General features: G+C 63.7%; 21 protein-coding genes. 10 read left to right on the forward strand and 11 right to left on the reverse strand.

Annotation, left to right across the window (positions count from 1 at the left end; translation table 11 throughout):
- The first annotated feature begins 496 nt into the window (after positions 1-496).
- From HW554_RS12050 to HW554_RS12070, 5 genes are all read left to right on the forward strand, one after another.
- Positions 497-1,708 (forward strand): helix-turn-helix domain-containing protein, encoded by a 1,212-nt coding sequence (locus tag HW554_RS12050; protein ID WP_176908844.1) that lies wholly within the window; start codon positions 497-499, stop codon positions 1,706-1,708.
- A gap of 192 nt (positions 1,709-1,900) precedes the next feature.
- On the forward strand, positions 1,901-2,425 hold the full coding sequence (locus HW554_RS12055; protein WP_176908845.1) for a hypothetical protein: 525 nt from the start codon (positions 1,901-1,903) through the stop codon (positions 2,423-2,425).
- An 83-nt stretch (positions 2,426-2,508) separates the two neighbouring features.
- Positions 2,509-3,096 carry a YceI family protein gene (locus tag HW554_RS12060; RefSeq protein ID WP_176908846.1) on the forward strand — a complete coding sequence of 196 codons (588 nt, stop codon included), beginning with the start codon at positions 2,509-2,511 and terminating at the stop codon, positions 3,094-3,096.
- Between the two features lie 227 nt (positions 3,097-3,323).
- Positions 3,324-3,674: a hypothetical protein gene (locus HW554_RS12065; protein WP_176908847.1), complete on the forward strand. Its 351-nt coding sequence runs from the start codon at positions 3,324-3,326 to the stop codon at positions 3,672-3,674.
- A 238-nt stretch (positions 3,675-3,912) separates the two neighbouring features.
- The gene (locus tag HW554_RS12070; protein WP_176908848.1) at positions 3,913-4,248 is read left to right on the forward strand and encodes a hypothetical protein; all 336 of its coding nucleotides are present in this window, start codon (positions 3,913-3,915) and stop codon (positions 4,246-4,248) included.
- A 168-nt stretch (positions 4,249-4,416) separates the two neighbouring features.
- Here HW554_RS12070 and ggt read toward each other — a convergent pair whose 3' ends face one another.
- Entirely contained in the window at positions 4,417-6,207 is a 1,791-nt protein-coding gene (gene ggt, locus HW554_RS12075) for a gamma-glutamyltransferase (protein ID WP_176908849.1), read from the reverse strand.
- 175 nt (positions 6,208-6,382) lie between these two features.
- Here ggt and HW554_RS12080 point away from each other — a divergent pair, with 175 nt between their 5' ends.
- Positions 6,383-8,437: an alpha-amylase family glycosyl hydrolase gene (locus tag HW554_RS12080; RefSeq protein WP_176908850.1), complete on the forward strand. Its 2,055-nt coding sequence runs from the start codon at positions 6,383-6,385 to the stop codon at positions 8,435-8,437.
- A gap of 238 nt (positions 8,438-8,675) precedes the next feature.
- Here HW554_RS12080 and HW554_RS12085 read toward each other — a convergent pair whose 3' ends face one another.
- The 7 genes from HW554_RS12085 to HW554_RS12115 form a co-directional block, all read right to left on the reverse strand.
- Positions 8,676-9,170 carry a DUF1905 domain-containing protein gene (locus HW554_RS12085; RefSeq protein WP_176908851.1) on the reverse strand — a complete coding sequence of 165 codons (495 nt, stop codon included), beginning with the start codon at positions 9,168-9,170 and terminating at the stop codon, positions 8,676-8,678.
- A complete protein-coding gene (locus tag HW554_RS12090) occupies positions 9,167-10,279 on the reverse strand; it encodes a glycosyltransferase (protein WP_176908852.1) in 1,113 nt (370 codons plus the stop codon). The genes HW554_RS12085 and HW554_RS12090 overlap by 4 nt, the downstream gene beginning before the upstream one ends.
- A 110-nt stretch (positions 10,280-10,389) precedes the next feature.
- On the reverse strand, positions 10,390-12,918 hold the full coding sequence (locus HW554_RS12095; protein WP_176908853.1) for a reprolysin-like metallopeptidase: 2,529 nt from the start codon (positions 12,916-12,918) through the stop codon (positions 10,390-10,392).
- Positions 12,919-13,176: 258 nt separating this feature from the next.
- Positions 13,177-14,421 (reverse strand): esterase/lipase family protein, encoded by a 1,245-nt coding sequence (locus HW554_RS12100; RefSeq protein ID WP_176908854.1) that lies wholly within the window; start codon positions 14,419-14,421, stop codon positions 13,177-13,179.
- 155 nt (positions 14,422-14,576) lie between these two features.
- Positions 14,577-15,560 carry a T9SS type A sorting domain-containing protein gene (locus HW554_RS12105; protein WP_176908855.1) on the reverse strand — a complete coding sequence of 328 codons (984 nt, stop codon included), beginning with the start codon at positions 15,558-15,560 and terminating at the stop codon, positions 14,577-14,579.
- 75 nt (positions 15,561-15,635) lie between these two features.
- A complete protein-coding gene (locus tag HW554_RS12110) occupies positions 15,636-16,520 on the reverse strand; it encodes a rhomboid family intramembrane serine protease (RefSeq protein ID WP_176908856.1) in 885 nt (294 codons plus the stop codon).
- A gap of 133 nt (positions 16,521-16,653) precedes the next feature.
- A complete protein-coding gene (locus HW554_RS12115; protein ID WP_176908857.1) occupies positions 16,654-17,496 on the reverse strand; it encodes a hypothetical protein in 843 nt (280 codons plus the stop codon).
- 227 nt (positions 17,497-17,723) lie between these two features.
- Between HW554_RS12115 and HW554_RS12120 the strand changes: the two genes are divergently transcribed.
- From HW554_RS12120 to HW554_RS12135, 4 genes are all read left to right on the forward strand, one after another.
- Positions 17,724-18,137, forward strand: coding sequence for a hypothetical protein (locus tag HW554_RS12120; protein ID WP_176908858.1), 414 nt, complete (start codon positions 17,724-17,726; stop codon positions 18,135-18,137).
- 44 nt (positions 18,138-18,181) lie between these two features.
- Positions 18,182-18,418, forward strand: coding sequence for a hypothetical protein (locus tag HW554_RS12125; RefSeq protein ID WP_176908859.1), 237 nt, complete (start codon positions 18,182-18,184; stop codon positions 18,416-18,418).
- A gap of 126 nt (positions 18,419-18,544) precedes the next feature.
- Positions 18,545-19,747, forward strand: coding sequence for a serine hydrolase (locus HW554_RS12130; RefSeq protein WP_176908860.1), 1,203 nt, complete (start codon positions 18,545-18,547; stop codon positions 19,745-19,747).
- Positions 19,748-19,826: 79 nt separating this feature from the next.
- Positions 19,827-20,453: a M15 family metallopeptidase gene (locus HW554_RS12135; RefSeq protein ID WP_176908861.1), complete on the forward strand. Its 627-nt coding sequence runs from the start codon at positions 19,827-19,829 to the stop codon at positions 20,451-20,453.
- Positions 20,454-20,524: 71 nt separating this feature from the next.
- On the opposite strand, the gene dinB is transcribed toward HW554_RS12135, so the two are convergent.
- The 3 genes from dinB to HW554_RS12150 form a co-directional block, all read right to left on the reverse strand.
- On the reverse strand, positions 20,525-21,607 hold the full coding sequence (dinB, locus tag HW554_RS12140; protein ID WP_176908862.1) for a DNA polymerase IV: 1,083 nt from the start codon (positions 21,605-21,607) through the stop codon (positions 20,525-20,527).
- 12 nt (positions 21,608-21,619) lie between these two features.
- Positions 21,620-22,240, reverse strand: coding sequence for a DUF6624 domain-containing protein (locus tag HW554_RS12145; protein ID WP_176908863.1), 621 nt, complete (start codon positions 22,238-22,240; stop codon positions 21,620-21,622).
- 96 nt (positions 22,241-22,336) lie between these two features.
- Positions 22,337-23,272 (reverse strand): DMT family transporter, encoded by a 936-nt coding sequence (locus HW554_RS12150; RefSeq protein ID WP_176908864.1) that lies wholly within the window; start codon positions 23,270-23,272, stop codon positions 22,337-22,339.
- Positions 23,273-23,290 lie beyond the last annotated feature (18 nt).

Raw genomic sequence — 23,290 nt, forward strand, 5'->3', positions numbered from 1 at the left:
GTAGGCTGCTACGGCCCGGACCCCGGTTAAGGCTGGCAAGTATGTTGAAGCGGCCCCCGGATTGAGAGCAGGAGATTCATCGGAGACTAGCATAAATAAGCGGGGATACCCAGTCCGATATTAGTGTAATAGGCTGGGCATAAAACTACAGCCAAGTAGCATATTGGAGCATGGTAATCAACCGTCTCTTACTTAGGATATTGGGTGAAAATGGTCCTGGTTTTTGTGCAATGATTACCAAGTCTTTGGCCGCGAACCTGAAATGGTGGCTTGCGAATCGTGTAGCCCCGGTAATACCAGAGTTGTGGGCAGGCGCTACCACTGCAAGGTGGAAGTGGCCAGACAAGTGGCAAACTGGAGCTTCTTTGATTGAGTCCTTCGCCGCACCAGTTTCCGATTTGCTACCTTTTAGCCCGAACAGGCAGGGATAATCTGCGCCGTAACCCGCTACGTTGGTCGTCAACCCCAAGCCAGTTGCCAACTTCCATAAAAAGCCATGCAGATACCGTTTACCCCGCTTGTAGTGGCCCTGTTAGCCGTGGTGGCGCAGGCCGTTTTTGCGGCGGGGCTGCTGGCGCTGGCCCGTCGTAACCGCCTGCCCAATGGGTTTCTGGCGCTGCTTATGCTGGCCATTGCCCTGTGGCTGCTCGACAGCTTTTTTCGGGTGGCCGGCATCTACGACCAAAATGCCAACTGGTATTTCGCGCCCATTTACTACTCCTTCGCTTTCGGGCCGCTGCTGTATTTCTACGTGCGCAGCCTTGTAAACCACGAATTCCGGTTTCGGGTGGGGCACCTCGGGCATTTTGGGCCGGTGCTGTTGCAGGCCGCGTTGTACTGGGGCCTGCGTACCCAATCGTACGCCGCCCGCGCCTGGTTCTGGGAGCATGTGCACCGGCCCTACACGTACCGGCTGGAGTTTATTGGTACCTGGGTGTCGCTTACCGTGTATTTGGGGCTGAGCCTGCACCTGCTGCGGCAGTACGGGCGCTGGTTGCCCGACAACTTCTCTGAAACTTCGGAGCTACGCCTGCGCTGGTTGCGGGTGCTGTTGGTGCTGGTGGGCCTCGTGAGCCTGCAATGGCTGCTGGAAGTAGTGCTGCGCGAGTTTTTCGGTCTTTACTACGAGTACAACTATTCTACCGAGTTGTTGGGTGGCGTGGTGTTTCTGATTGGCGTAGTCGGCCTGCGTCAGGCCGATATGCGGGCCGTCAGCTTCGTGCCCGAGGCTGCCCCGGCCGCGCCCGAAACGGCGGCCTTTATTGGTGCAGGTACCCTTGCGGTTTCCGCCGTACCGCTCGGGCGCCCTGGCAACGCGTCTCCCGTGCCGACCTCTGCGCCCGGTACTTTAAGGGCCGCTGCGCCGGTAGCTGACGCGGCAGTGCTGGCGCGCATCCGGCGGGCGCTGGAAGAGGAGCGGCTCTACCTCAACCCCACACTCACACTGGCCGAGCTATCGGCGCACACCGGCTTGGCACCGCGCCTGATTTCGTTCACTGTCAACCAGGGATTCGGCCAGAGCTTCAACGACCTGATAAACGGTTACCGGGTGGCCGAGGTGAAGCGCCGGCTGGCCACCCCCGATGCCCAGCGCCTCACGTTGCTAGGGCTGGCGTTGGAGTGCGGCTTCAACTCCAAAACCACCTTCAACCGGATCTTCAAGCAGTTCACCGGCCAGGCCCCCCGCGAATGGGGCAGCGGCGAATAAGTAGGAAATGCATGAAGCAGGGCTGGTGCTTCTGGTAGGGAAAGGAGCTTGCATCCCGCAGGCGCATAAACAGTCCACCGATTTACCAAACTAGCGCCCATATCACGATTTGGGCCGTCCCGATGCCGGATTCGGGGCGCTTGGGGCAGTTTGGGCGGGCACCTTTGGGTCGTTCCTCAACCCCCAAGCCCCATGAAACTACTGTTGCTATTGGCCGCGCTTACCGCCGCGCCGGCTCCTCTGCTGGCCCAGGCAATTCCGGCCCCGGCCTGGACCGACCACCGCCGCCTTCTGCCCGATAAGCTTCGGCAGGTGCCCGTGGGCCTCTCGCTCTGGCATACGCCCAACCCAGTGTACCCTAAACCCAACCCCGAGCAGCCCGGCGGTTTCGTGTGGCAGCATAGCACCATGGTGCGCTCCGAGGTGGGGGAGGAGCTGACGGTGGTGGAGTGCGGCAGCTTCATCTGGTACAGCGAAGCTGGCTGGCAAGTCAATCTGCAGCAGAATGCCACCGAATTTGCCACGCTTTTCCAGTGCCCCAACGGCCGCCTGAGCCCCGGCCGCACCTACACTTTTGCCCAAAACTACCGCTACACCGACAGCGCCCGGGGCCTGTACGGCGGCGACGCGCTTTGGTACGTGCTGGCCCGCGACTCGGCCGGTAAGCTCTACAAGGGCTTCGGACTGGTTGAAACCGAAGCCACTCCGCAGAAATAGCAACGAGCCGCCGGCCGTTGCCCAACTCAACTTCCCGCACCCGGGCCGCGCATTCACATTCGCCCCCATCTTATACTCAACCTATGAAACTCCTCGTCCTTTTGCTCTTTCTGGCCTCGGCCGCACCCCAAAACGGGTTCGCCAATTCGCCACAACCGTCAATCCGGGCGGCGGCGGCCACTACCTACCGGATCGGGCCAGCCGTCGTTACCTGGACTGGCTATGCCGAAGTAGGGGGCTACGCGCCCAGCGGCACCGTGCAGCTACGCCGCGGCCGCTTCCGCTACGACGGCCGCACGCTGCGCAACGGCCGTTTCGAGTTCGATATGACCACCCTGGACCAGGAGCAGGCCCAGTTGGCCGAGCACTTGCGCGGAGAAGATTTCTTTGCGGTGGCGAAGTACCCAACGGCCGTTTTTGAGCTGCGGGAAGTGCGGGCTGGTATGGCCGTTGGCCAACTCACCATGCGCGGCGTTACCCGTCCCATCCGTTTTCCACTCGTCGTGAAGGCACGGCCCGATGGTCGGCTGCACATCAGCGGCAGCGCCACCCTCGACCGCACCCAATTTGGTATCCACTATAATTCCAGCAGCTTCTTCCAACATCTGGGCTCCTACGCCATCCGCAACGATTTTCGACTGGCTTTCGACCTAACGGCGGTGGGTGAATGAGTGGTAGTGCTATTTGGTAAGGCCGCCCGAGGCTCCACCTGGTCACGCAGTATGAAGTCAGAATTCGAAGTATCTGAGGAGTCAGCAGGGCATTAGTATCAGGGCTGGTAGCTTTGTAACGCTTAAATTGCGCTGGCTCTGCCCCGTTTAGTCAATGTCGGCCAGGCAACACCAGTTGGCTGGCCGGCGTACATTCCACTCATCAACCTCCTCTTTACCCTTGCCCTATGAACCACGCTAGCCGCATCGACAAGACTGTCCGCAACATCTATGACACCTTCGATAACCCGGGAGCCAACCCGCTGGAAGCTGGTCTGGGCGACATCGACAGCTGGATTGAGTCCCTCGACGGATTGGGTGGCTCGGCCCTGAACGGTCTGCAAAAGGAGTTGCGCAACCTGCGCTCCTACGTCGAGCGCGACGACCGGCCCGCCATTGCCGCCACCCTTCAGATGCTGGGCACCGAGACCTCGCGCATCGCCTCCAATATGCACAGCCTCACCGACAATACTGGCGACCAGCTACGCCATTTGGGCCAGACGCTGGTAATTGCCGCCGGCAACCTGAAAATGTCGTAGTCCGGTTTTGCACAAAATTCTGTAACAAGATAAAGTAAGGCCGTGTAAAATTCGGGTTCCAAAAGTTGTGTAAGCAGCCCTTGGAACCCGAATTTTTTCGTCTGTACAGGCCTTTAGTCCCACACCATTCACCGCCAGATATGTTTTGCTGGTAGATGTTTAATTATTTGACTATCAACTTTTAAAGACGGTGTGCGGTACTAGTGGTGTTAAATTCATCCACCATAACCACACTACCATGAGTGCTTCCACTTCCACCAGCCAACTCGACGCCACCCTCCAGGCCCTGCAAGGCGGCCTGAGCCAAGCCGCTCCGGCGGCCGGCGGCAACATCGACAGCTGGGTTTCAACCCTCAACGGCGCCGGCAGCCCCGCCCTAAGCGCTATTGCCGACGAGCTGAACAACCTGAAAACCGCCATTGGTGGCGGTGATGCCTCGAAAATCAGCCAGTCGCTGAGCACCCTGGGCGAGCACACCACCAAGGCCGCTGCCAGCGCCACCGACGACGCCAAAGACAAGCTCAAGCAACTCGGCCAAACGCTGAGTGACGCCGGTAAGTCGCTGAAGGCGTAACTCCCGGTAGCTAGAAGGCAGGAGTCAGAAGCGAGAATATTCAAGCGCCTGCCATCCTGACAAAGCAAGGACCTTACCTCACAGAAACGAGTCGTTGTTACGGCCGTTCCGATGAGATAAGGTCCTTCTTGCGTGAGGATGGCAGGCGTTTCTGTTCGCTGCTAATCCCTAATATCCCGCTGCGTTGTCGTCGCCACGAGGGTCGGCGCCGCCTTCGAGGCGGCCGTCGGGCAGCACCCGGATGATTTCTAGGCGGCCCCAGGGGCTGCGGGCGTTGAGCTGGTAGCCACGGGCGCGGAGCGTGTCCTGAGCCGCGGGCAGCAAAGCGCCGGCCTCCACATCGAGCTGGTCGGGCAGCCACTGGTGGTGCAGGCGCGGCGCGGCCACGGCCTGCTGGGCGTTCTGGCCGTAGTCGATTACGTTGATAATGCCCTGCAGCACGCTCGTGATGATGGTGCTGCCGCCGGGCGTACCGATGAGCAGGGCCAGCTTGTTATCCTTGAGCAGGATGGTGGGCGTCATGGAGGAAAGCATGCGCTTGCCGGGCGCAATGGCGTTGGCCGCGCCGCCCACCAGCCCGTAGGCGTTGGGCGTGCCGGGCTTGCTGCTGAAATCGTCCATCTCATTGTTCAGCAGAAAGCCCGCCCCGGCTACTACCACTTTGCTGCCATATGCCCCGTTGAGGGTGGTCGTGCAGCTCACCGCGTTGCCCTGGGCGTCCACGATATTGTAGTGCGTGGTCTGGTCCGACTCGTAGGCTGGCAGGCCCGTGCCGGCCGCTACCTGGGCGCTGGGTGTGGCCCGGCGTGGCTGCACCGAGGCCATGCGGCGGCGGTTGTAGGTTGGGTCGAGCAGCTGTACTACCGGTACGCGGCCAAAATCGGGGTCGCCGAGGTAGGTGGCGCGGTCGGCGTACACGCGGCGCTGGGCCTCGGTGAGCCAATGCACGGCCTCGGGCGCGTGCCAGCCGGCGGCCTGCAGGTTGTAGGGCTCCAGCATCTGTAGCATTTGCAGCAGGGCCACACCCCCCGAGCTGGGCGGCGGAAACGTGAGCACCTCGTAGCCCCGGTAGCTGCCTTTAAGCGGGGTGCGCCACTTGGGTTGGTAGGCGGCCAAGTCGGTTTTGGTGATGAGGCCGCCGCCGCGCTTCATTTCGGCCACGAGTAAATCGGCCGTTTCGCCCGCGTAAAAGCCGGCCGCGCCCTGGTCGCGGATGCGGCCCAGCGTGCGGGCCAGCTGCACGTACTTAATTACATCCCCTGCTTGCCAAGGACGGAAATCAGGCTGCGGATTACTGTAGGTGCCCAAGTCGTACGTACTGGCGTCGGGTCGCATATATGCGTTGCCTTGCGGGGTGAAACGTGCGAAGGCCGTCCGATTATCATTCAATCCGGTAGCCTCTTTCTTGGTAAGCGTTACGCCACCCAGTGCCAGCTGTGCGGCCGGCTCTACTACGTCGCGCCACGGCAGCTTGCCCAGCTTCTGGTGCAGCGCCCACATGCCGGCCACGGTGCCCGGCACGCCGGCTGCCCGGTGGCCCCGGGTGCTGAGGTTGGGTATCACGTTACCGGCCGCATCGAGGTACATGTCGCGGGTGGCGGCGGCGGGAGCGGTTTCGCGGAAGTCGAGGGCTCCTTCCCGGCCATCGGCCCCGCGGTAGAGCACGAAGCCGCCACCCCCGATGTTACCGGCCACCGGCAAGGCTACGGCCAGCGCAAACTGCACGGCCACGGCCGCATCGTAGGCGTTGCCGCCGCGCTGCAGCACCTCCACCCCAATACGGGTGGCCTCGGGGTGGGCCGACGTAACCATGGCCTTGCTGGCAACAACGGGCGTGGCCATTGGTACCGGAGCGGCCAGTGTCGGAGCGGCCAGTGCCACAGGCGAGGTAGCGGGCGGGGCCGTGGTGCAGGCCGCCAGCCCGGCCGCCAGCAGTAAAAAATGGCTAAAGTGCTTCATATAGAGTAGAGGAGCTCGATTTTGGCCGAAAGAACGTCATTCTTCGCCGAGCCCTGAATGGGAGTGCGTTTATCTGCCGGCAATCAACCCGGCCACCAACTTTTCGGAAAATTGGGCCACCTCATCCGATTCCACGTAGTTTTGAGCGCAACCCTGCACCTTCGCCGCTTCTGCCATGACCACCACCACGCCAACTGCCTCGCTTGCCGCTGCTCCTGCCACTGCGCTGCCCCTCGTGCAGCACGACCCCTGGCTGGCTCCCTACGAGCCGGTGCTGCGCCGCCGCCAGCAGCGGCTGGAAGCCCGGCTGGCTGAAATCGGGCAGCAATACGGTTCGCTTAGCAAGTTTGCCACCGCCCACCAGCGCCTGGGCCTGCACTACGACGGCCGCCGCCGGGGCCACTGGTACCGCGAGTGGGCACCCGCCGCACAGGCCCTGAGTCTGATTGGCGACTTCAACGACTGGAACAGGCAGGCCACCCCGCTAATCAAGGGCGCCGACGGCGTTTGGGAAGTCTTTCTGCCCGACAAAGAGTACAAAGACCGCCTCACGCACCACTCCCTTTATAAAGTGCATGTAGTGTCGGCGCATGGTGCCCAGGACCGGCTGCCGGCCACCCTGCGCCGGGCCGTGCAGAATCCGGAAACGCACGACTTCGCCGGCCAGGTTTGGCGGCCCGAAACCCCGTTTGCCTGGACCGACCAGAAATTTCGGGTGGCCAACGCCGTGCGCGAGCCGTTGATTTACGAGGCCCACGTGGGTATGGCGTTGGAAGAGGGCCGGGTGGGCTCCTACCTGGAGTTTGCCGAACAGGTGCTGCCCCGCATTGCGGCCGGCGGCTACAACTGTGTGCAGCTGATGGCCGTGATGGAGCACCCGTACTATGGCTCGTTCGGCTACCATGTGGCCAATTTTTTCGCCGTTTCGTCGCGCTTCGGTACGCCCGAGGAGCTAAAACACCTCATCAACGAAGCCCACCGGCTGGGCGTGGCCGTGCTGCTCGATGTGGTGCATTCGCACGCCGTAAAAAACGAGGCCGAGGGCCTGGCCAACTTCGACGGCTCGGGCCACCAGTATTTTCATGCCGGAAGCCGGGGTGAGCACCCGGGCTGGGATTCGCGCCTCTTCGATTACGGCAAGCCCGAAGTGCAGCAGTTCCTGCTCAGCAACCTGCGCTACTGGCTCGAAGAGTTCCATATCGACGGCTTCCGCTTCGACGGAATTACCAGCATGCTCTACCATCACCACGGGGAAGGCGTCAGCTTCGGCGGCTACGAGTCGTATTTCGGGCCCGAGGTGGATGAGGACGCGGTGCTGTACCTGCAGCTGGCCACCACGCTGGTGCACGAAATCAAGCGCAGCGCCCTGCTGATTGCCGAAGACATGAGCGGCATGCCGGGCCTGTGCCGGCCCATTGCCGAGGGCGGCGTGGGCTTTGGCTACCGGCTGGGCATGGGTATCCCCGATTACTGGATCAAGCTGCTCAAGCACACCCGCGACGAAGACTGGAACCTCTACGACCTGTGGTATGTGCTGAACAACCGCCGCGACGGCGAAAAAACAGTGGCCTATGCCGAAAGCCACGACCAAGCCCTGGTAGGCGACAAAACCCTGGCCCAATGGCTACTCGACGATGCCATCTACCAGCACATGGGCCGCTCCGACACCGACCCGGTGGCCGCGCGGGGCGTGGCCCTGCACAAGCTCATCCGCCTGCTCACCGTTAGCCTGGGCGGTGAGGCTTACCTCAACTTTATCGGCAACGAGTTCGGCCACCCCGAGTGGGTTGATTTCCCGCGCGAAGGCAACAACTGGAGCCACCATTTTGCCCGCCGCCAGTGGAGCCTGGCCGACAACCCCGACCTCAAGTTTCAGTACCTGCTCAACTTCGACAGGGCCATGATTGAGCTGGTCCGGAGCAGCCACTTGCTGGCCGCCGGTCCGGCCCGCCAGCTCCACCTCGACCCCGAAAACCAGGTGCTCGTGTTTCAGCGCGGCCCGTTACTGCTGGCCTTCAACCTGCACACCGAGCACAGCATCCCCGACTACCGCTTCGTGGTGCCCACTGCCGGCCGCTACCGCATTGTGCTCGATTCCGATGCCCCCGACTTCGGCGGCTTCGCCCGCATCGACGATGACTACCGCTACGAAACCCTCGAGGAAAACGGCGTCCACAAGCTCAGCCTCTACCTCACAAGCCGCACAGCCCTGGTGCTGGAACGTATCTGAACCGGTAGCCTATAAAATCCCGGAGGTCGATGTAGGGGCGGGGCTTGTCCCCGCCCGCCGTTCGCATCGTTTCAACGGTAATCGTTCAACGGCGGGCGGGGGCAAGCCCCTCCCCTACATCGACCTTTGCAACATAGGCTGTCTTCTAAACTACCGTCTTGATTTTGCCCAAACAAGAAGCCCCCGCACTCAACCGAGTACGGGGGCTTCTTCGTTTTTCAGCTAACAGCTCAAAAAATCAGGTGTTCTTTGTTCTACGGCCCGATTCGGCTTGTTCGAGCGCCTCATTGATGCGCAGGTCGCGGGCATCGGGCCTTTTGGCGCGACTAATGTGCTGGGCTAGCTGCTTGCGCTGGGTAAAGGGCAGCGCATCGAACCTGGCCTGCAGACCAGTGCGGTCGAGGGCCTGCGCCAGTTCGGCGGGTAGCTCGAGGCCGCTGGGGTCGGTATCGTGCCACAGTACCACCTGCACGGTATCGGCCCAGGTTTTACCAATGGCGTTGCGCACTTCCTTGCGCACGCTGAAGCCATGGCTCTCGCCGCCCATGGGCGTCAGGTTCAGGCGAATGGGGAAACCGTCGATGGTGACCTGCACGGGCAGCGTGCCTTTAACGCCGTATTCGGCTGTCACGTCGAAGGGTACAACCACGAACACGCCGTTATCGGCCCCATCCATTTCGAGCAGAGCGTCAAATTCGTGGCGGCGGGGCGTAGCGGGGGTAGAGGAACTCATTGGAAAGAAGAGGTAGTAAGGGGCCCGGCCAAACGGCCCGACCGGTGTTGTTCGATGTGAAGCAGCAGCTCGTTTATGGCGGCCGTATTACTGACGGCAATAGTCTGGAGCCGCTCGGGCGGCAACTGGTACCGCTCGGTTAGCAGGCCAGCCACCTCGGCCGTAGAAGCCAGCACGAGGTCGGCGCGGCGCAGAGCCAGGCGTTCCAGGGCTACGGCCCAGCCGGTTTCGGCGGCGGTGGCCCGCTCCTGGGCCAGGCTGTGCACGTGCAGTACCAAGGGCCAGCCTGTTAGCTGCCGGATTTCCATGGCCGCCAGCCAGGTGGGCCAATCTACGGCATAAATTACGGCAAACTGCCTGCCACTGGCCCAGCTGGTCGCAAAACGCGCATACTGAATCACCTGAAAGTTGAGGTCGGCGGCTGTGGCGCTGGGCGGATTGCGCCCTAAGGCGGCCAGCTCCTGCGTAAGCGTGGCGTGCACCCGCATAGGCGGCGGGGGTGTATCCGGCGCCGGATGCAGGTTGGTGGAGGCAGCTGAAGCCGCCGGTTCATTCCGCGGCTGCCCGGTGGCGCGGGCAGTGGGTGCCGTACTCGGCTCGACTGACGTGGGCCGGTCGGGCCCGGTGCCGGGAGCCGGCGAATTCCTGTCGGCCGGAATGGTGGCCGCTGGTGCTACCAAAGCAACTGGTGGGTGCACCGCGGACCCGGCTGGCAGTGCCGCCGGCTGCTCGGGCGCTGCCGGCCAGGCTGTTGGTGCAACAGTAGAAACGGGCACGGCCGAAACCCCGGGAGTAGCGCCCAGATAAGGTGCAGCCGGGCTGCTGCTGCCGATGTAGGGCGCTGCCGGAGCTTGCCATGCGGCCGGGTTCGGGCTGGGGCGGGCGGCGGTTTGAAGAGCAGCCAGATCCAGTTCGGCCAGTCCGGTAATGCGCAGGTTGGTCCCGACTGCGACAAAGGCCGGCTGCGGCTCGTGGGGCAGCAGCACCGCCAGGTTGGCTAATGGAGCCAACTGCTGCACCAGGTCCCGGAGCGGCGCACTAGCCGCTGGCTGAGGAGGAAATACTTCATTCCAGCCAAGTAGTAATACGCGGGAAGAAGCAGTGGACATAGGCTAGCAGACTGTAGAAGGAGATACCAGGAGTACGGCAAGGTAGAAAAAAAGGTAATGGGGCTCCCGGCCCCACCCCTCATTTCGCTCCTGGTTTCAGCCCCACAGGGTTATTCCACCACTAGTCGCCGGCTTTGGCTGCCGCTGCGCACCAGATACAGCCCTGCGCGCAGGCCGGCGGGTAGCTCCAGGGTCAGGGGGCCGGCGGGCGGCATGGTAGTCGTCAGCAGCACGCGGCCCGTCAGGTCGAGTAGCTGTACCGGCTGGCCGGCGGGTAGGCCGCCCACCGATACCCGGCCCTCGCGGGCGGGGTTGGGCCACAGCTGCCAGGTGGCGCTACCAGCCGGTACCGCCACCGGCCGCACCTCCGACAGGCTGGCCGTGCTATCAAGATCGAGCTGTTGCAGGCGGTAGTACACCAGCTGCGAGCCGTAGGTGGGCAACTGGCTGTCGGTGAACTCGTAAGTGGCGGCTTCGCCGCGGCCGGGTATCCACGCCCGGCGTCGGAACACCGTGCCATCGGTGGATACCTCTACCGCAAAGCCCGCGTTGTTGAGCTCGGTGGCCGTGCGCCAACGGAGCTGGGCCACGGCTCCGCGCGCCTCGGCCGTGAAGCTAACCAGCGTAACGGGCAACGGAACCGCCGGGCCACTCAGGGTAATGGTGGCCGGGCTGAGGGCAAAAAACACGTTGCCGACGGCTTCTACCTTAAGCCGGCCTTTGGTGGTTGGGGTTACGGGCAGGCGCACCGAGGCCGTGCCATTGTTGGGTACGCTGGCCGCCAGCACAGTAGGAAAGGTCAGGCCGCCGTCGTTGGAAAACAAAATCCGCACGTTGGCGCAGCTCACGGGGGCCTGGTCGGTGCCGAGCACATCCCAGGTTACGGCGTAGAGGCTGTTTGGGGAAGCCGTGAGGGCCGCTGCCGGGGCCGTTACCCGAAACGGGCCGGCATCGGCCACGCTCATGCGCAGGTTGGCGCCGGCCACGCCGCCGCGGTTGTCGCGCACGGTCAGGCGGAAGTTGAGCGGCCGTGCTACCAGCGGTAGAATTTCGCCCACCGAGCTGGTGTTATTCAGGACGGCGTTTAGCTGTGGAAACGTGCGCGTAGGGCTGGTATTAGGCACAAAGCTGCGAAACAGCGGCGGTGCGCTGGCGTCGGTGGCTGCGCCGGCCAGGCCGGTGGGGTCGCCCAAATCGAGCTGCTCCCAGCTGTAAGCCAGGGCATCGTTGTCGGGGTCGGTGGCGGTGCCGGTGAGGGCAAAGGGGGTGCCCTTAGGAAGTACGAACGCGCCGGCCGGCACCTGCGCAGTTGGCGCGCGGTTGCCGTTGTTGGCCGTTAGCGTGCCGCAGGTAAGCTTGGGTATAATGGCGCTCAGGCTGGCTGCATGAAAGTACACAATGCCGGTTCCTACGTTGTCCGGACTGCAGCGGCCATCATACGACATGATGGTGTTGCCCGCGCCCGGCTCGTAGGCCAGGGTGTTGCTGCGGTTGCCGCTGCAAGTGCCTTTGTCGCCGTTGAACGTGTGGCCGGAGCCCAGCTGGTGCCCGATTTCGTGCAAGGTTACTTCTGCAAGAAAATTAGCGTTGCTGGCCGTCGATGAACCGCCGCCCTTGCCCGATACTCCCGAAGCAGTCGAACACACCACGCCCACGTAAGCCACCCCCGAGTAGCCGCCGCTGTTGTAGCCCAGCACATGGCCCAGGTCGTAGTTGGCGGGTCCAATCTGGGTGTTGAGTACACCCGCGTTAGCGTTCAGCAGGCCTACGGGCGAGGTATCTGAATAAGGACTGGTAGCGGCGTTGGCGAAGATGAGCTTGTCGTTGCCGGCTACCAACTCCAGGCGCAGGGCCAGCTCCCGCTCGTACACACCGTTGAGCGAGTTCACCAGCTTCACCAGCTCGCTCATCGTACCAGCTACCGTGCCGCCGCCCAGTCGGCTCACAAACTCGGGAGTGGTGGCCACGGCCAAGCGCAGCGTGCGTAGCTGCCCGCCATACGGCGCGGGTGGGGCCGGGGGCGTATCGCCGGGGCGCTGCAACGGCGCATCGGGCGGCAGCAGGCTTTGGCAATCGAACGCAACCGGGGCCTGCGGGCGGCTCTGGTAAAAGGTGGAAGCGGCAGCCGATTCGTCGGCCAGAATGCTGCTGACGGCCCCATCGGCGGCCAGTAGCTGGGCGTGCAGCCCGGTTGGCGTCCATTCCAGGCGCACGGTAGCGGCGGGCTCATCGAGCGAGCGGCCGGCAAACGTGCGCAGGCGCGGGTAGCGGGCGGCCAGCGCCGGGGCCATTACGGGTACCCGCGTGAAAGCGTAGCGGCGCATTTGGCCATCGGGGTGGGGAAGTTCCAGTACTACCGGGGCCGCGGGCTGGTTTTCGGCCGGGGCCAGCGCCAGCCGGGCAGCCAGCTGGGTGGTATCGAGCCGGAACCAGCGGGCCGGCGGGCCGGCTACCGGGCCGCGGGCCGCTGCCGGCGCGGCCACCGGCTCCCAGAGCGATGCGCCATGCCCTGCCGTAATGGCCGGTTTTGTCGGGTTGGAAGGATTTGACTGGGCCGCAACAATGGTTGGCTGGCCGGTCAGAGCGGAAAAAACGAAGCTGCCAAGTAGCAGCCGAAGCGAAGAAATGGTTGGTTGCATAGAGGCGGAAAGGGGAACAAATCAGTCCTGCCGGGTTAAGCAGCCCGGACAGGTCGTGGCGCTCAAACGCCTGATTTCCTGGAATAATGCCCGCCAATTTGCTTCTGTTACGCCCCGTCCCCGGTTAGGTGTAATTCTGTATCGGAATCATTAAAAAATAAGGATAACTTCTTGCCTGCCTGCTACTTGATGCGGCTGAAGTTACATACAAAATTCGGGCATCCGGCCGCTGGCTGCCGTTGTGCGCCGGTGCTGATATCAGCCAATTCGCTCGCGTAGGTACTGGTACACCTCGGGGTTGCTGAGGAGCGTGCCGTGGTGCAGCTGCGGGTACACGCGGGTGCTGATGAGCCGGCCGGGTGGGGCGGCCGGGTCCTGAAAAATACGGCCGGCGGCGCTGCCGGCGCCTACCAGCCCGTCGCCAAAGTAGTCGTGCAGTGCCGAGCTGGCCGATTTCAGCAACGAGCCCACCAGCACATGGTAATGCACATGGGGCAGCAGGGGTACCACCGTGCGGGGCGGAAACAGGTCGTCGGCGTGGGGGCTCTGCCAGTCCTCATCTACCAGCAGGGCGTGGCGCAAATCCTTGATGCCGTTGCTGCGCTGGTCGAGCAGGCCACTGATGGCGCGGGTGGGCCAGAGGTTGATTTTGCGCAGTATCAGGCTGGTGAAGTGGCTGTTCTGTTCCAGAAATGAGCCGTCGTTGGGCACGCCCAGCAGAAACACGTCGCGCAGCCGATCCAGCCAGGAGTTGGTTTTCGGTGCTTGTTGTTTGGTTTTCGGGTTTGACTTTTTGCCGGTTGGCTTCGGCTCTTCAAGCGCAAGCTCCACGGTATCGAGATGCTCGCTAACCGGAGCCTCCGAGCTGCTCGCCAAACCATTTTCCCCTTTTAATTTTTCACTCGCGTTGGCTGCCTCCTCTGCATAATACCCGGCCGAGCGGATGAGCAGCCCGCCCATGCTGTGGCCCACCAGTACCAGCTCGCCCACGGCTTCGGGGTAGGTGGCCACCAGCTCGGTTAGCAGTTCGTGGAGGCGGCGGCCGTTCTCGGAAATGTGCAGGCCCGAGTTGAAGCGCACATACAGGCAGCATACTTCGGGCAGGTCCTGCTGCAACAGCGGGCCAAACCGCAGGTCGTCGGGGCCGTGGCCGGTCTGCCAGATAACTTCGTCGCCCATCAGCCCGTGCAGGAATACCACCGTGGTGCGCGGCCGGCCGCCGGTGGCCGGTTGCAGGCCGAGGTCGGCTACGGCTATATCGGCAGCATAGCGGCGGAAGCTGAACTGGATGGTGCGCCGGTCGTGGCGGGCGGCCAACTGGTCGCCGAAGGCTCCGTTGAGCACGGGCAGCGTGAAGTGCAGGTTGTCCTGGCCGATGCGGTAGAGGGCGCCGGCCCCATCAAAGGGGGCGCGGGCGGCCCGGCCCACGGCGGCGGCTACCCGCTTCCAGCGCGGGCGCTGGGGCGAAGGAGTAGCGTCTTCCTGGTCGAGCGGTTCAGTCACGGGAGTAAAAGTAGCAAAGGAAGCCGCCGCATACGCCGCGCTGGCTACAAGCCCAAGATACCAGCTCGGCGCCGAATACGCTGGCGGCCACAAGCAAAAGCGGGCCCCGACGCTGTACGCCGGAGCCCGCCCGCTGAAAATGGAACCCTGATTTTCTACTGCACCACCAGCTTGCGGACCACCGGGCCAGTTGGCGCTTCGAGGCGCAACAGGTACACGCCCGGTCGCTGCGCGCGCAAATCGACCAGACGGCCGCGCGATTCGCTGGCCGCGGCCGCCGCCTGGCGCAGCACCAGCCGGCCGGTGGCGTCGGTTACGGTGAGCGGGGCCGTGGAGAGAGCCGCATCGGTTAGCGAGGCCAGGCTGAACTCGCCGGTAGCGCTGGGGTTGGGATACACCTGCAGCGCGGCGGCAGCCACTGGGGTGCGGTTGCCGGTTACGGCGCCCACCAGCTGCACATCGTCGATGAACATCTGAACCGTGGGGTCGTTTTCGCCGGCCGTTGCCACTCCAAATCCGAGTGCCAGCGTATCGGGCTGGAGTCCCGACAGGTAGGTAATCGGTACATCCATAAGGGTATAGGCCGCCTTAGGAAGTAATATCTGGGCGGCGGCAGCCACCGGAGTAGATTTGTTCAGCAGCGCCAGGAAGGCAACGCTTGAATCGGCTTCGACGGTAGAGCCCGTTAGTTTGTACCAGAACTGCAGGCGGGCAGGCCGACCGGTGTAGGGCACGCCATTGACCAGCTCGCCATCTTCATTGAAAGATGCTTTCAGCAGGACGCCGGGCAGCGTAAGCTCATCATCGCGCCGGGCCAGCGGCCGGGGCAGCTTCCGCAAGGCCGCTAGTTGCCTGGCCGTGCCCGTGCCGCGCAGGGCCAGCGCCTGATTCTGCAGCTTCGCCGCGAAGCTGCCGCCGTGCGCGTCGCCTGCCTTCGTAACGGTGCGTGGTGCTACAATCGGGGGCAGGCCCAGGCTGGCCAGCAGGTCGTCGGCGGTTATCCAGGCCGCTGGGGCTTCTACCAGGTTGCGGGGCTGCCAGGTTTCGAGGTTGCCGTTGGCTACGGCTGGAGTGGTTTGGGCATGGGCCACCAGCGGTAAGCCCGCCGCGGCAACTAATAGGTATAGCTGTTTTTTCATGTTCTGAGGAGGCCGGTAGAGCAGAAATGGTTGCCAAAAGCTGAAAAAATAGTGCCGGTCCTGCGGCGGCTCTGTTCAGGCATTGCGCGGAGCCGCTGGCTTCGGGTCTGCCGGCCGTGGTGGCGGCAGCAGCGCGCCGAGCACGGCGCCGGCCAGCAGCCCGCCCACGTGGGCCGCGTTGTCGGTGGTGTGGGCTTCGAGTCCGCCTACCAGGCTGTTTACCATAAAATAGAGCACAAACAGGCCCAGTGCCGCCCGCTCGGAGCGGCTGAGCGAGGCCGGCCGGCGCAGCAGCGTGGCCAGCAGCAGTCCATATAGCCCAAAAATGGCTCCCGAAGCGCCCACCGAGTTAACGCCCTGGCTGTGCCACCACAAGCTGGTCAGGCTGGCCGACACTCCGCTCAGCAGATACACGACCAGCAGCCGCCTGCTCCCCACCAGCCGCTCCGTGAGCAGCCCCAGAAAAACCAGGGTGAGCAGATTGAGCAGCAGATGGCCAAAGCCGCCGTGCAGGAACGTGCTCGTGAGCAGCCGCCAGGGCTGGCCGGGCAGCGTGAGGGGCGAATAGTTGGAGCCCCAGCGGATGAGGTCGGCGCCGGCGGGCTTCAGCAGGTTGGTGCCGGCCAGCCCCAGCAGCAGGTAGGCCACCAGGTTCAGCCAAAGCAGCGCCGGTGTGGCCCGGTAGCCCGCTCGGAACCCGAAAACACCCCGCAGCGTGGCCGCTACTCCGCCCGGGTCGGCAGCCTCTGGGGGCCCGGCCAAGCGGGGCGGGGCAGCTTCCGGGCTGGGTACGAGGCCGCGCCGCTGCAGCTCGTGGCCGGCGGCCTGGCCCACGGCCGGCGGGTACTCGGAGGCATGACGGGCCAGGTACAGCAGTTCGGCTTCGGTGTAGCCGGTCAGCGGGGTGGTAGCGGGGTCGGGAGGAAGTGGGTCGGGAGGGAGGCTGGCGGAATCGGGCATGGGCGGCACAGGAAGAGCGAGGCGCCGCTTCACCCTGTCGAATCGGATGCTGTGCGGCCCTGCAGCCGGCTTCATAAACCCTGCCAGCCCGCGCTACCTGCCAGAGTTGCCGGCTCGGCCTACAAAACCCGGCCTACAGCGTTTCGAGCCGGCCGCGGATAGGGGCGGCTTTGCGGTACTGGCCCAGTACTTCGCGGCTGATGCTGACCGCCTCCTGCTGGTCACGCTCCACGGTTTCACTGATCAAGGGCATATCCATGTCGGCGTGGGCCTTGAGGGCTTCGAGCGAGGTGCGGCGCAGGTCCATCCCGCCGCGCATCAGGGCCAGGCGGCTGTCCATCTCCGGCGTTAGGTTCTGGTCGTATACCATGGCACTCAAAAACCAATTCACGCGCTCCAGCCCAATGCCTACCTGGCCCGCGAATACGCTCGTAGTTGAGTCGCCGAGGGCCTGGGCTGTGAGGTAGGCGGCCGTGTTTTCGGCCAGCCAGTAGCGGCGGGCCATGCGGGCGTAGCGGCCGGCGGCTGTCGTGTCGGCGCGGTCGGCGGCGGGCAGCAGCCGGCGCGTGATGGCCACCTGCCCGGCTGCTTCCTGCTCGAAGGAGGGCAAGGGCCGGATAACCGTGGCTTCGAGCACAATGGGCGCGGCCGGAGCGGCCGCAATGGGGGCGGTAGGCTGGGGCCGTAGCATCCACCAGGCCACGGCCAGCGCCACGGCCAGCAGCAGCGCGCCCAGCAGCCACCTGTTTCCGCGTCCTGCGGAGGCAGTGTCGTCGTCGTAGTCGGTCGGAATGGGCAGAGCGGCGGGTTCGGAGAACGAGGGCGCTACGGGTACCAGCGCCCCGCGCTGCCGGAGTTCCTGCCGGGCGCGGGCTACCACGCCCGCATCGTAGAAGTCGGGGTTTTCGATGAGGTACTGTAGCTCGGCAGTGGTTTTCTGCTGAAACGAATCGGGGGAGGAACTCAAACCGGGCATAGCGGATAACGGAGGTAAAATCGGCCGTTAAGTTGGGGAAAAGCCCGGATTTTTCAAGCACCCGCCGCCAACACCACCGCCATTCGGCCCGTATAGACTGCAGGAGCCGTCCTGCCGGCAGGGTCTGCTAACAGGCAACCGGCAAAACAGGCCGATGACCTTTCGGGCCCAGCGCGCTTTTATTCGGACGTCTCCTATGTTCTTATTTTCAACATCTTATCCCCCATATGATGGCAAATGACCAGAAAAATCCCAATGACGAGCAGCAGAATGAGCATAACCGCACCCAGCAGCAGGTAGCCAACGCCGGCAACAATGTCCCGCGCCCCGAAAATGTGGGTGGCGTGAGCGTGCAGCAGCAGGGTGGCAAGTCGCTTACTTCCGCGCCTGAGCCGGAAGGTGACCACGGCGGCAACCGCGGTGGCAGCCAGGATGACGGCCCCAAAAGCGCCAAAGGCAGCAGCAACCGCGGCGGTCAGCCCGGTGCCGATCAGAAAAACGATGGCGGTGGCTCGGATGCCGAAAATGCCGATCAAACAAAGAACACTACCGCCTACAATATCGAGTATTCTAACGCCCGCTCGGCCCCCAGCTCGGCCAACGACGGCGGCAAAATGGGTGACGCCGACAACCCGGCCTAGTTGGGTTCGGCGCAGCGCTTTTTCACCCTCTGATTCCTAGACCGATGCAAGACTCTCCCAAAAAAGACCAGCAGCCCAACGCCGCCGCCACAGTAGCCGACGGTGCGGGCGAAGCCGCCCAGCAAACCGATTCGCCGGCCACTACCGGCGCAAACCCCGATGCCGCCATTCCCGAAAGCACCCAGGAAGACATGGGCGACGGCGCGGGCATCCGCGGCGGCTACGGCAACAGCGACCAGACCAACGGCCTCGAAGGTGGCCCCCAGACACCTTCCAAGTAAGCCAACGGTTTGTATCGTAAAAACACCCGACCCGCACCCCGGACCTATGTTTCGGAGTGCGGGTCGGGTGTTTTTTGCCTTGCCTCCCGTTCGTGTCAGCTACTTGCTACCATATTCCGGCCATCCATGCGCTACCTGCTTCTTTGTCTGTTCCTCACTGCAACCGGCGCGGCGTACGGCCAGAACCCGTTGCCCCAGCTGCTGCGCACCGACCCAACGCTGGCGGCCGTGGCCCGGCAGGCCGGCAAGTACCGCCTACAAATTCTGTACACCCAAATCAGGCGCGATGCGCAGGGCCGGCCGCATTTCAAGTCCTATAGCTACCGGCTACGGCCCGGCGAGTATTTCTATCCGGCCAGTGCCATTAAGCTGCCCGCCGCCCTGCTGGCCCTCGAAAAGCTCCACGAACTGCGCCAGACTCAGCCCGAGTTGCGCAGCAACGCTCCACTCCGCATAGCCGCCGCCGGCTGGGGCCAAACGCCGGTAGAGTATGACAGCACCAGCGCCGACGGCCGTGCCAGCCTGGCGCACTATGTGCACAAAATGCTGCTGGTGAGTGATAACGATGCCTATAACCGCCTCTACGAATTTGTGGGTCCGGCCGGGCTGAACCAGGGGCTGCGCGCCCACGGCCTGCACCGCACCGTGCTGCGCCACCGCCTTTCGGTGGGCGACCAGGACTCCACGGCCCGCCATACCAACCCGCTGGCCCTGTACACCGATACCACGCTGGCCCGGCCGCTATACCTGCAGCCGGCCGCCTATTTTGGGGGCCGCTGGCCGCGGGGCGCGCGCCGCGGCCGCCACATCGGATCGGCTTATCTGGAGGGCCAGCAGCGCATCAACCAGCCGCTCGATTTCAGCACTAAAAACGCCACCACTCTGGCCGATCTGCAGCGCAGCCTACAGCTGGTGCTGTTTCCCGAAACCGTGCCGCCCGCCCAGCGCCTGCGCCTCGATTCGGCTGACCGACGCCTAGTGCTCAACAGCCTGCACCAGCTGCCCCGCCAAAGCCAGCATCCGTGCTATCCGCCGGCCGATTACCCTGATAACCACGTTAAGTTTCTGCTGGCCGGCGGCCCCGCCGGGCCGCTGCCGGAAGGCGTGCGCATCTACAATAAAATAGGGTTGGCCTACGGTTTTCTCATCGACAACGCCTACATCGTTAGCCCCGAAACCGGCGTCGAGTTCCTGCTTAGCGCCGTTGTCTACGTGAACTCCGACGGCGTGCTCAACGACGATAAATACGACTACGATTCCGTTGGTTTCCCGTTCCTGCGCCGCCTGGGCGAGGTGGTGTACGAGCATGAGAAAAGCCGCCTGAAGTAAGCTATTGGTCGTTAGCTTTCCGGCAAATAAAAGAGCATAAAGCGAACGACTACTAGCGCTCAGCTAAACGCTTAAAAGAATGCGTAACCCCTACAATCTTCCGCTAATCTGCTCCGTAGAACAGTACCGGGCGCAGGTGGACGCCGACCCCGACCAGGAGCTGGTGGACCTGGTGGCCTGGGTGCCCGGCCTCGTGCCGGACCTGCGCTACGCCACCGCCAACAACCTGGCCGGCCGGCCACTGTATACCCGCGCTCAGGCTGTGGCGCGCCGGCCGGTGGCCGTGGCGCTGGCCCGGGTGCAGCAGCGCCTGGCCCCGCATGGCGTGGGCCTGTGCGTGTACGATGCCTACCGGCCCTACCACGTTACGCGCGCATTCTACGAGCTGATTGGAAACGAGGACTTTGCCGCGCCGCCCTGGCGTGGTTCGCGCCACAACCGCGGCTGCTCGGTTGATGTGGGACTGGTCCAGCTCGGCACCGGCCAACCCCTGCCGCTGCCCACCGCCTTCGACGAGCTAACGCCCGCCGCCCATGTCGGCTATAATGATCTGCCGGGCCACATGTTGTTCAACCGCAGCCTGCTGCTGGCCGGCATGGGGCTGGAGGGCTTCCGTAACTACCCCGCCGAGTGGTGGCACTTCGACCACCCCTGCTGGCCCGAGTTCGACCTGCTGGATTTGTCGTTCGAAGAACTGGCTCTTTGAGTGAGCTGTTAGCTATTAGCTGTTAGCTTTTTCGTTGAACCAAAGCTAACAGCTAATAGCTAACAGCTCACTCAAAGAGCCAAGCCCAGCTGCTGGCCTGTCTGGTCTTCCTGACTTTCGAGGGTGGAGAGGGTGATGCCCAGCAGGCGCACGCCCAGCGGCACGGGTAGTAGCGCCAGTAGTAGCTCGTGGGCCAGGCGCTCGGCCTGCTCGCGGTGCTGGAGCGGGGCAAACAGCGTGCGGCTGCGGGTTATCTGCTGGAAGTCGGCGTACTTTACTTTGAGCGTGAGCGTGCGGCCGCGCAGGCCCAGGCGCTCGGCGTGGCCCCAGGTGGTGGCCAGGCAGGGTACGAGGCGGGCCCACAGGTCGTCGTAGCTGGTCAGGTCGTGCTCGAAGGTGGTTTCGTTGCCGATGGACTTACGCACCCGGTCAGGGCGCACGGGGCGCGGGTCCTGGGCGCGGGCAATGAGGTAGTAATGCCCGCCGGCCTTGCCGAAATGCTGCCGCAGAAACGCCTCCGACTGCTGCCGTAAATCGAGGCCCGAGAAGACGCCGAGCTGGTTGAGCCGCGCCGCCGTGGCTGGCCCGATGCCGTGAAACTCGCCGACCCGCAGCTGCGCCACAAACGCCAGCCCCTGCTCGGGCCGGATAACGAACTGGCCGTTGGGCTTGCGGTAGTCGGAGGCCAGCTTAGCCAGAAACTTATTGTAGCTGATGCCCGCCGAAGCTGTTAACTGGGTCTGGCGCAGGATTTCGGCCCGGATTTCGCGCGCCACCTGGCTTGCCAGCACTACGCCCTTCAGGTTTTCGGTCACGTCGAGGTAGGCCTCATCCAACGACAGTGGCTCGATAAGCGGCGTGTACTCGGCGAAAATGGCCCGGATCTGCCGCGACACTTCCTTGTATACCTCGAAGCGCGGCTTTACGAACACCAGCTCGGGGCAGCGCCGCCGCGCCAGCGCCGACGACATGGCCGAGCGCACCCCAAACTGCCGGGCCTCGTAGCTGGCCGCCGCCACCACGCCCCGCTCGCGCGAGCCGCCCACCACCACCGGCCGCCCCCGCAGCTCCGGCTGGTCGCGCTGCTCCACGGAAGCATAAAAGGCGTCCATGTCGAGGTGAATAATCTTGCGGTTTTCGGCGGCGGGCTCCACTCTGCAAAGGTACTATGGGGCCTTCTTGAAATAGGTAGTGCCCGGCTCCAACCGGGGCAGTAGCGGCTCCAGCTTCATTTGGCACCTCCGCTGGTCTACGTTCCGCAAATCGGCCGTAGGAAACAGCGAATCGATTTCAAGGCCCGAAGCCCGCACCACGCGGCCATACTGCGTCCCGTATCGTTGCGGCTGGCCCTGGTTCATGAGCGCCCGGTCGAGGTAAGTAGCGTAACTGGCCGGATGCAGCTGGCCGGCTTCATACAAAGCCTGCACCTTCGGCAAGTAGCGCACTTGCACCGAATCGGGGGCGTGCTGCAACAGCAGAAACGAGGCCTCGGGCTCAGCCTGAGCCAGCACCGGCCAGCCGTGGCGCTGCTCTAATTGCTGAAATTTATGCAGCCGCGCCGAGTCGCGCCGCAGCAGCCAGCGGTTGGCCGTATCGGCCGCCACCGAGCGGAAACCGTGCTGGCGGAACACGGCAAAAATTGTCTGGCGGTCCTGCTGGTCGGCCTGGCGCAACGAATCGAGCGTTGCCACGAGGCCAGGTGGGGCGCTGCTGCCAACGGAACGGGTGGGAGTGGCAGTGCAGGCGGCCAGCAGGCCCTGAGAGAGTAGAAGAATGCAGCGAAACATGAGGCAAAATAAGCCGTCGGGTCGGTAGAAGCCGGTTGGGTTGGCCGATTGACTGCAACGCCTGCGGCGAAGCATAACCGCTTCCTGGCTTCTTCCTTAATCCTGTATCGGGGCTACCGGGGGCACGGCGGCCAGCTGGCTGGGCTTGGGCTTGCGGCTTACGAGGAACACGCCCAGAAAAATCAGCAGGCCCTGGCCGGCGCGGGCCCAGGTGAGCTGGTCTTTGCCCAAACTCACGGCAATGAGCACGGCCAGCGCGGGCTGCAGGTAGATGTAGGTGCCCAGCAGCGCGGGCGAGGCGTGTTTGAGGGCCCAGTTATTAAGCAGATACGCCAGAATCGTGACGCAGACGACCATGTAGGCCACCGCCGCCCAGATGCCGGGCGGGAAGCTGGCGTAGTCGGCGGCGGTGGCCTGCTGCCAGCCCACGGGCACGGCCAATACCGCGCCCACCAAAAAGATGCGCGAAAGCACCGTGAACGGGTGATACTTGCGCATCAACGGCATCACAATCACCAGATAAATGCCGAACGCCGTGGCATTGAGCAGGATGTAGATGTCGCCCAGCAGCTCGTTGGTGCCGGCCACCTCGCCCGAGCTACGGCTGAGGATGATGCTGGCCGCGCCCAGCCCCGCCACGCCCACGCCCAGCACCCGCCGTAGCGTCAGCTTCTCGCTCAGCAGCCAGGCCGAGGCCAGCACCGTCACGACCGGCGCAATGGTCTGGATAAGCGAGGCGTTGATGGGCGAAGTCAGGTTGAGGCCCGAGAAGAACAGCAGCTGATTCAGCCCGATACCCAGCACCCCGCTGGCAATGGCCCGCAGGTTATCGGCGCGGCCGATTATTCGGTCGTGGGGCGCGGCCAGGCGGTGCGCGATGGTGAAAAACAGCAACGCCCCCACAATGCGCAGCAGCACCAGCCCAAACGGACCCATGTAGCGCGGCATCACGTCTTTGGAAATACTGTAGTTGGCCGCGTAAATCAGGGACACCACAAACAGGGCCGCGTGGACCTTAACGGAGGTTTTCATTTCTTTTGAGCTTCAGGT

Origin of the sequence: Hymenobacter lapidiphilus (assembly GCF_013377885.1) — a bacterium.
GTDB lineage: Bacteria > Bacteroidota > Bacteroidia > Cytophagales > Hymenobacteraceae > Hymenobacter > Hymenobacter lapidiphilus.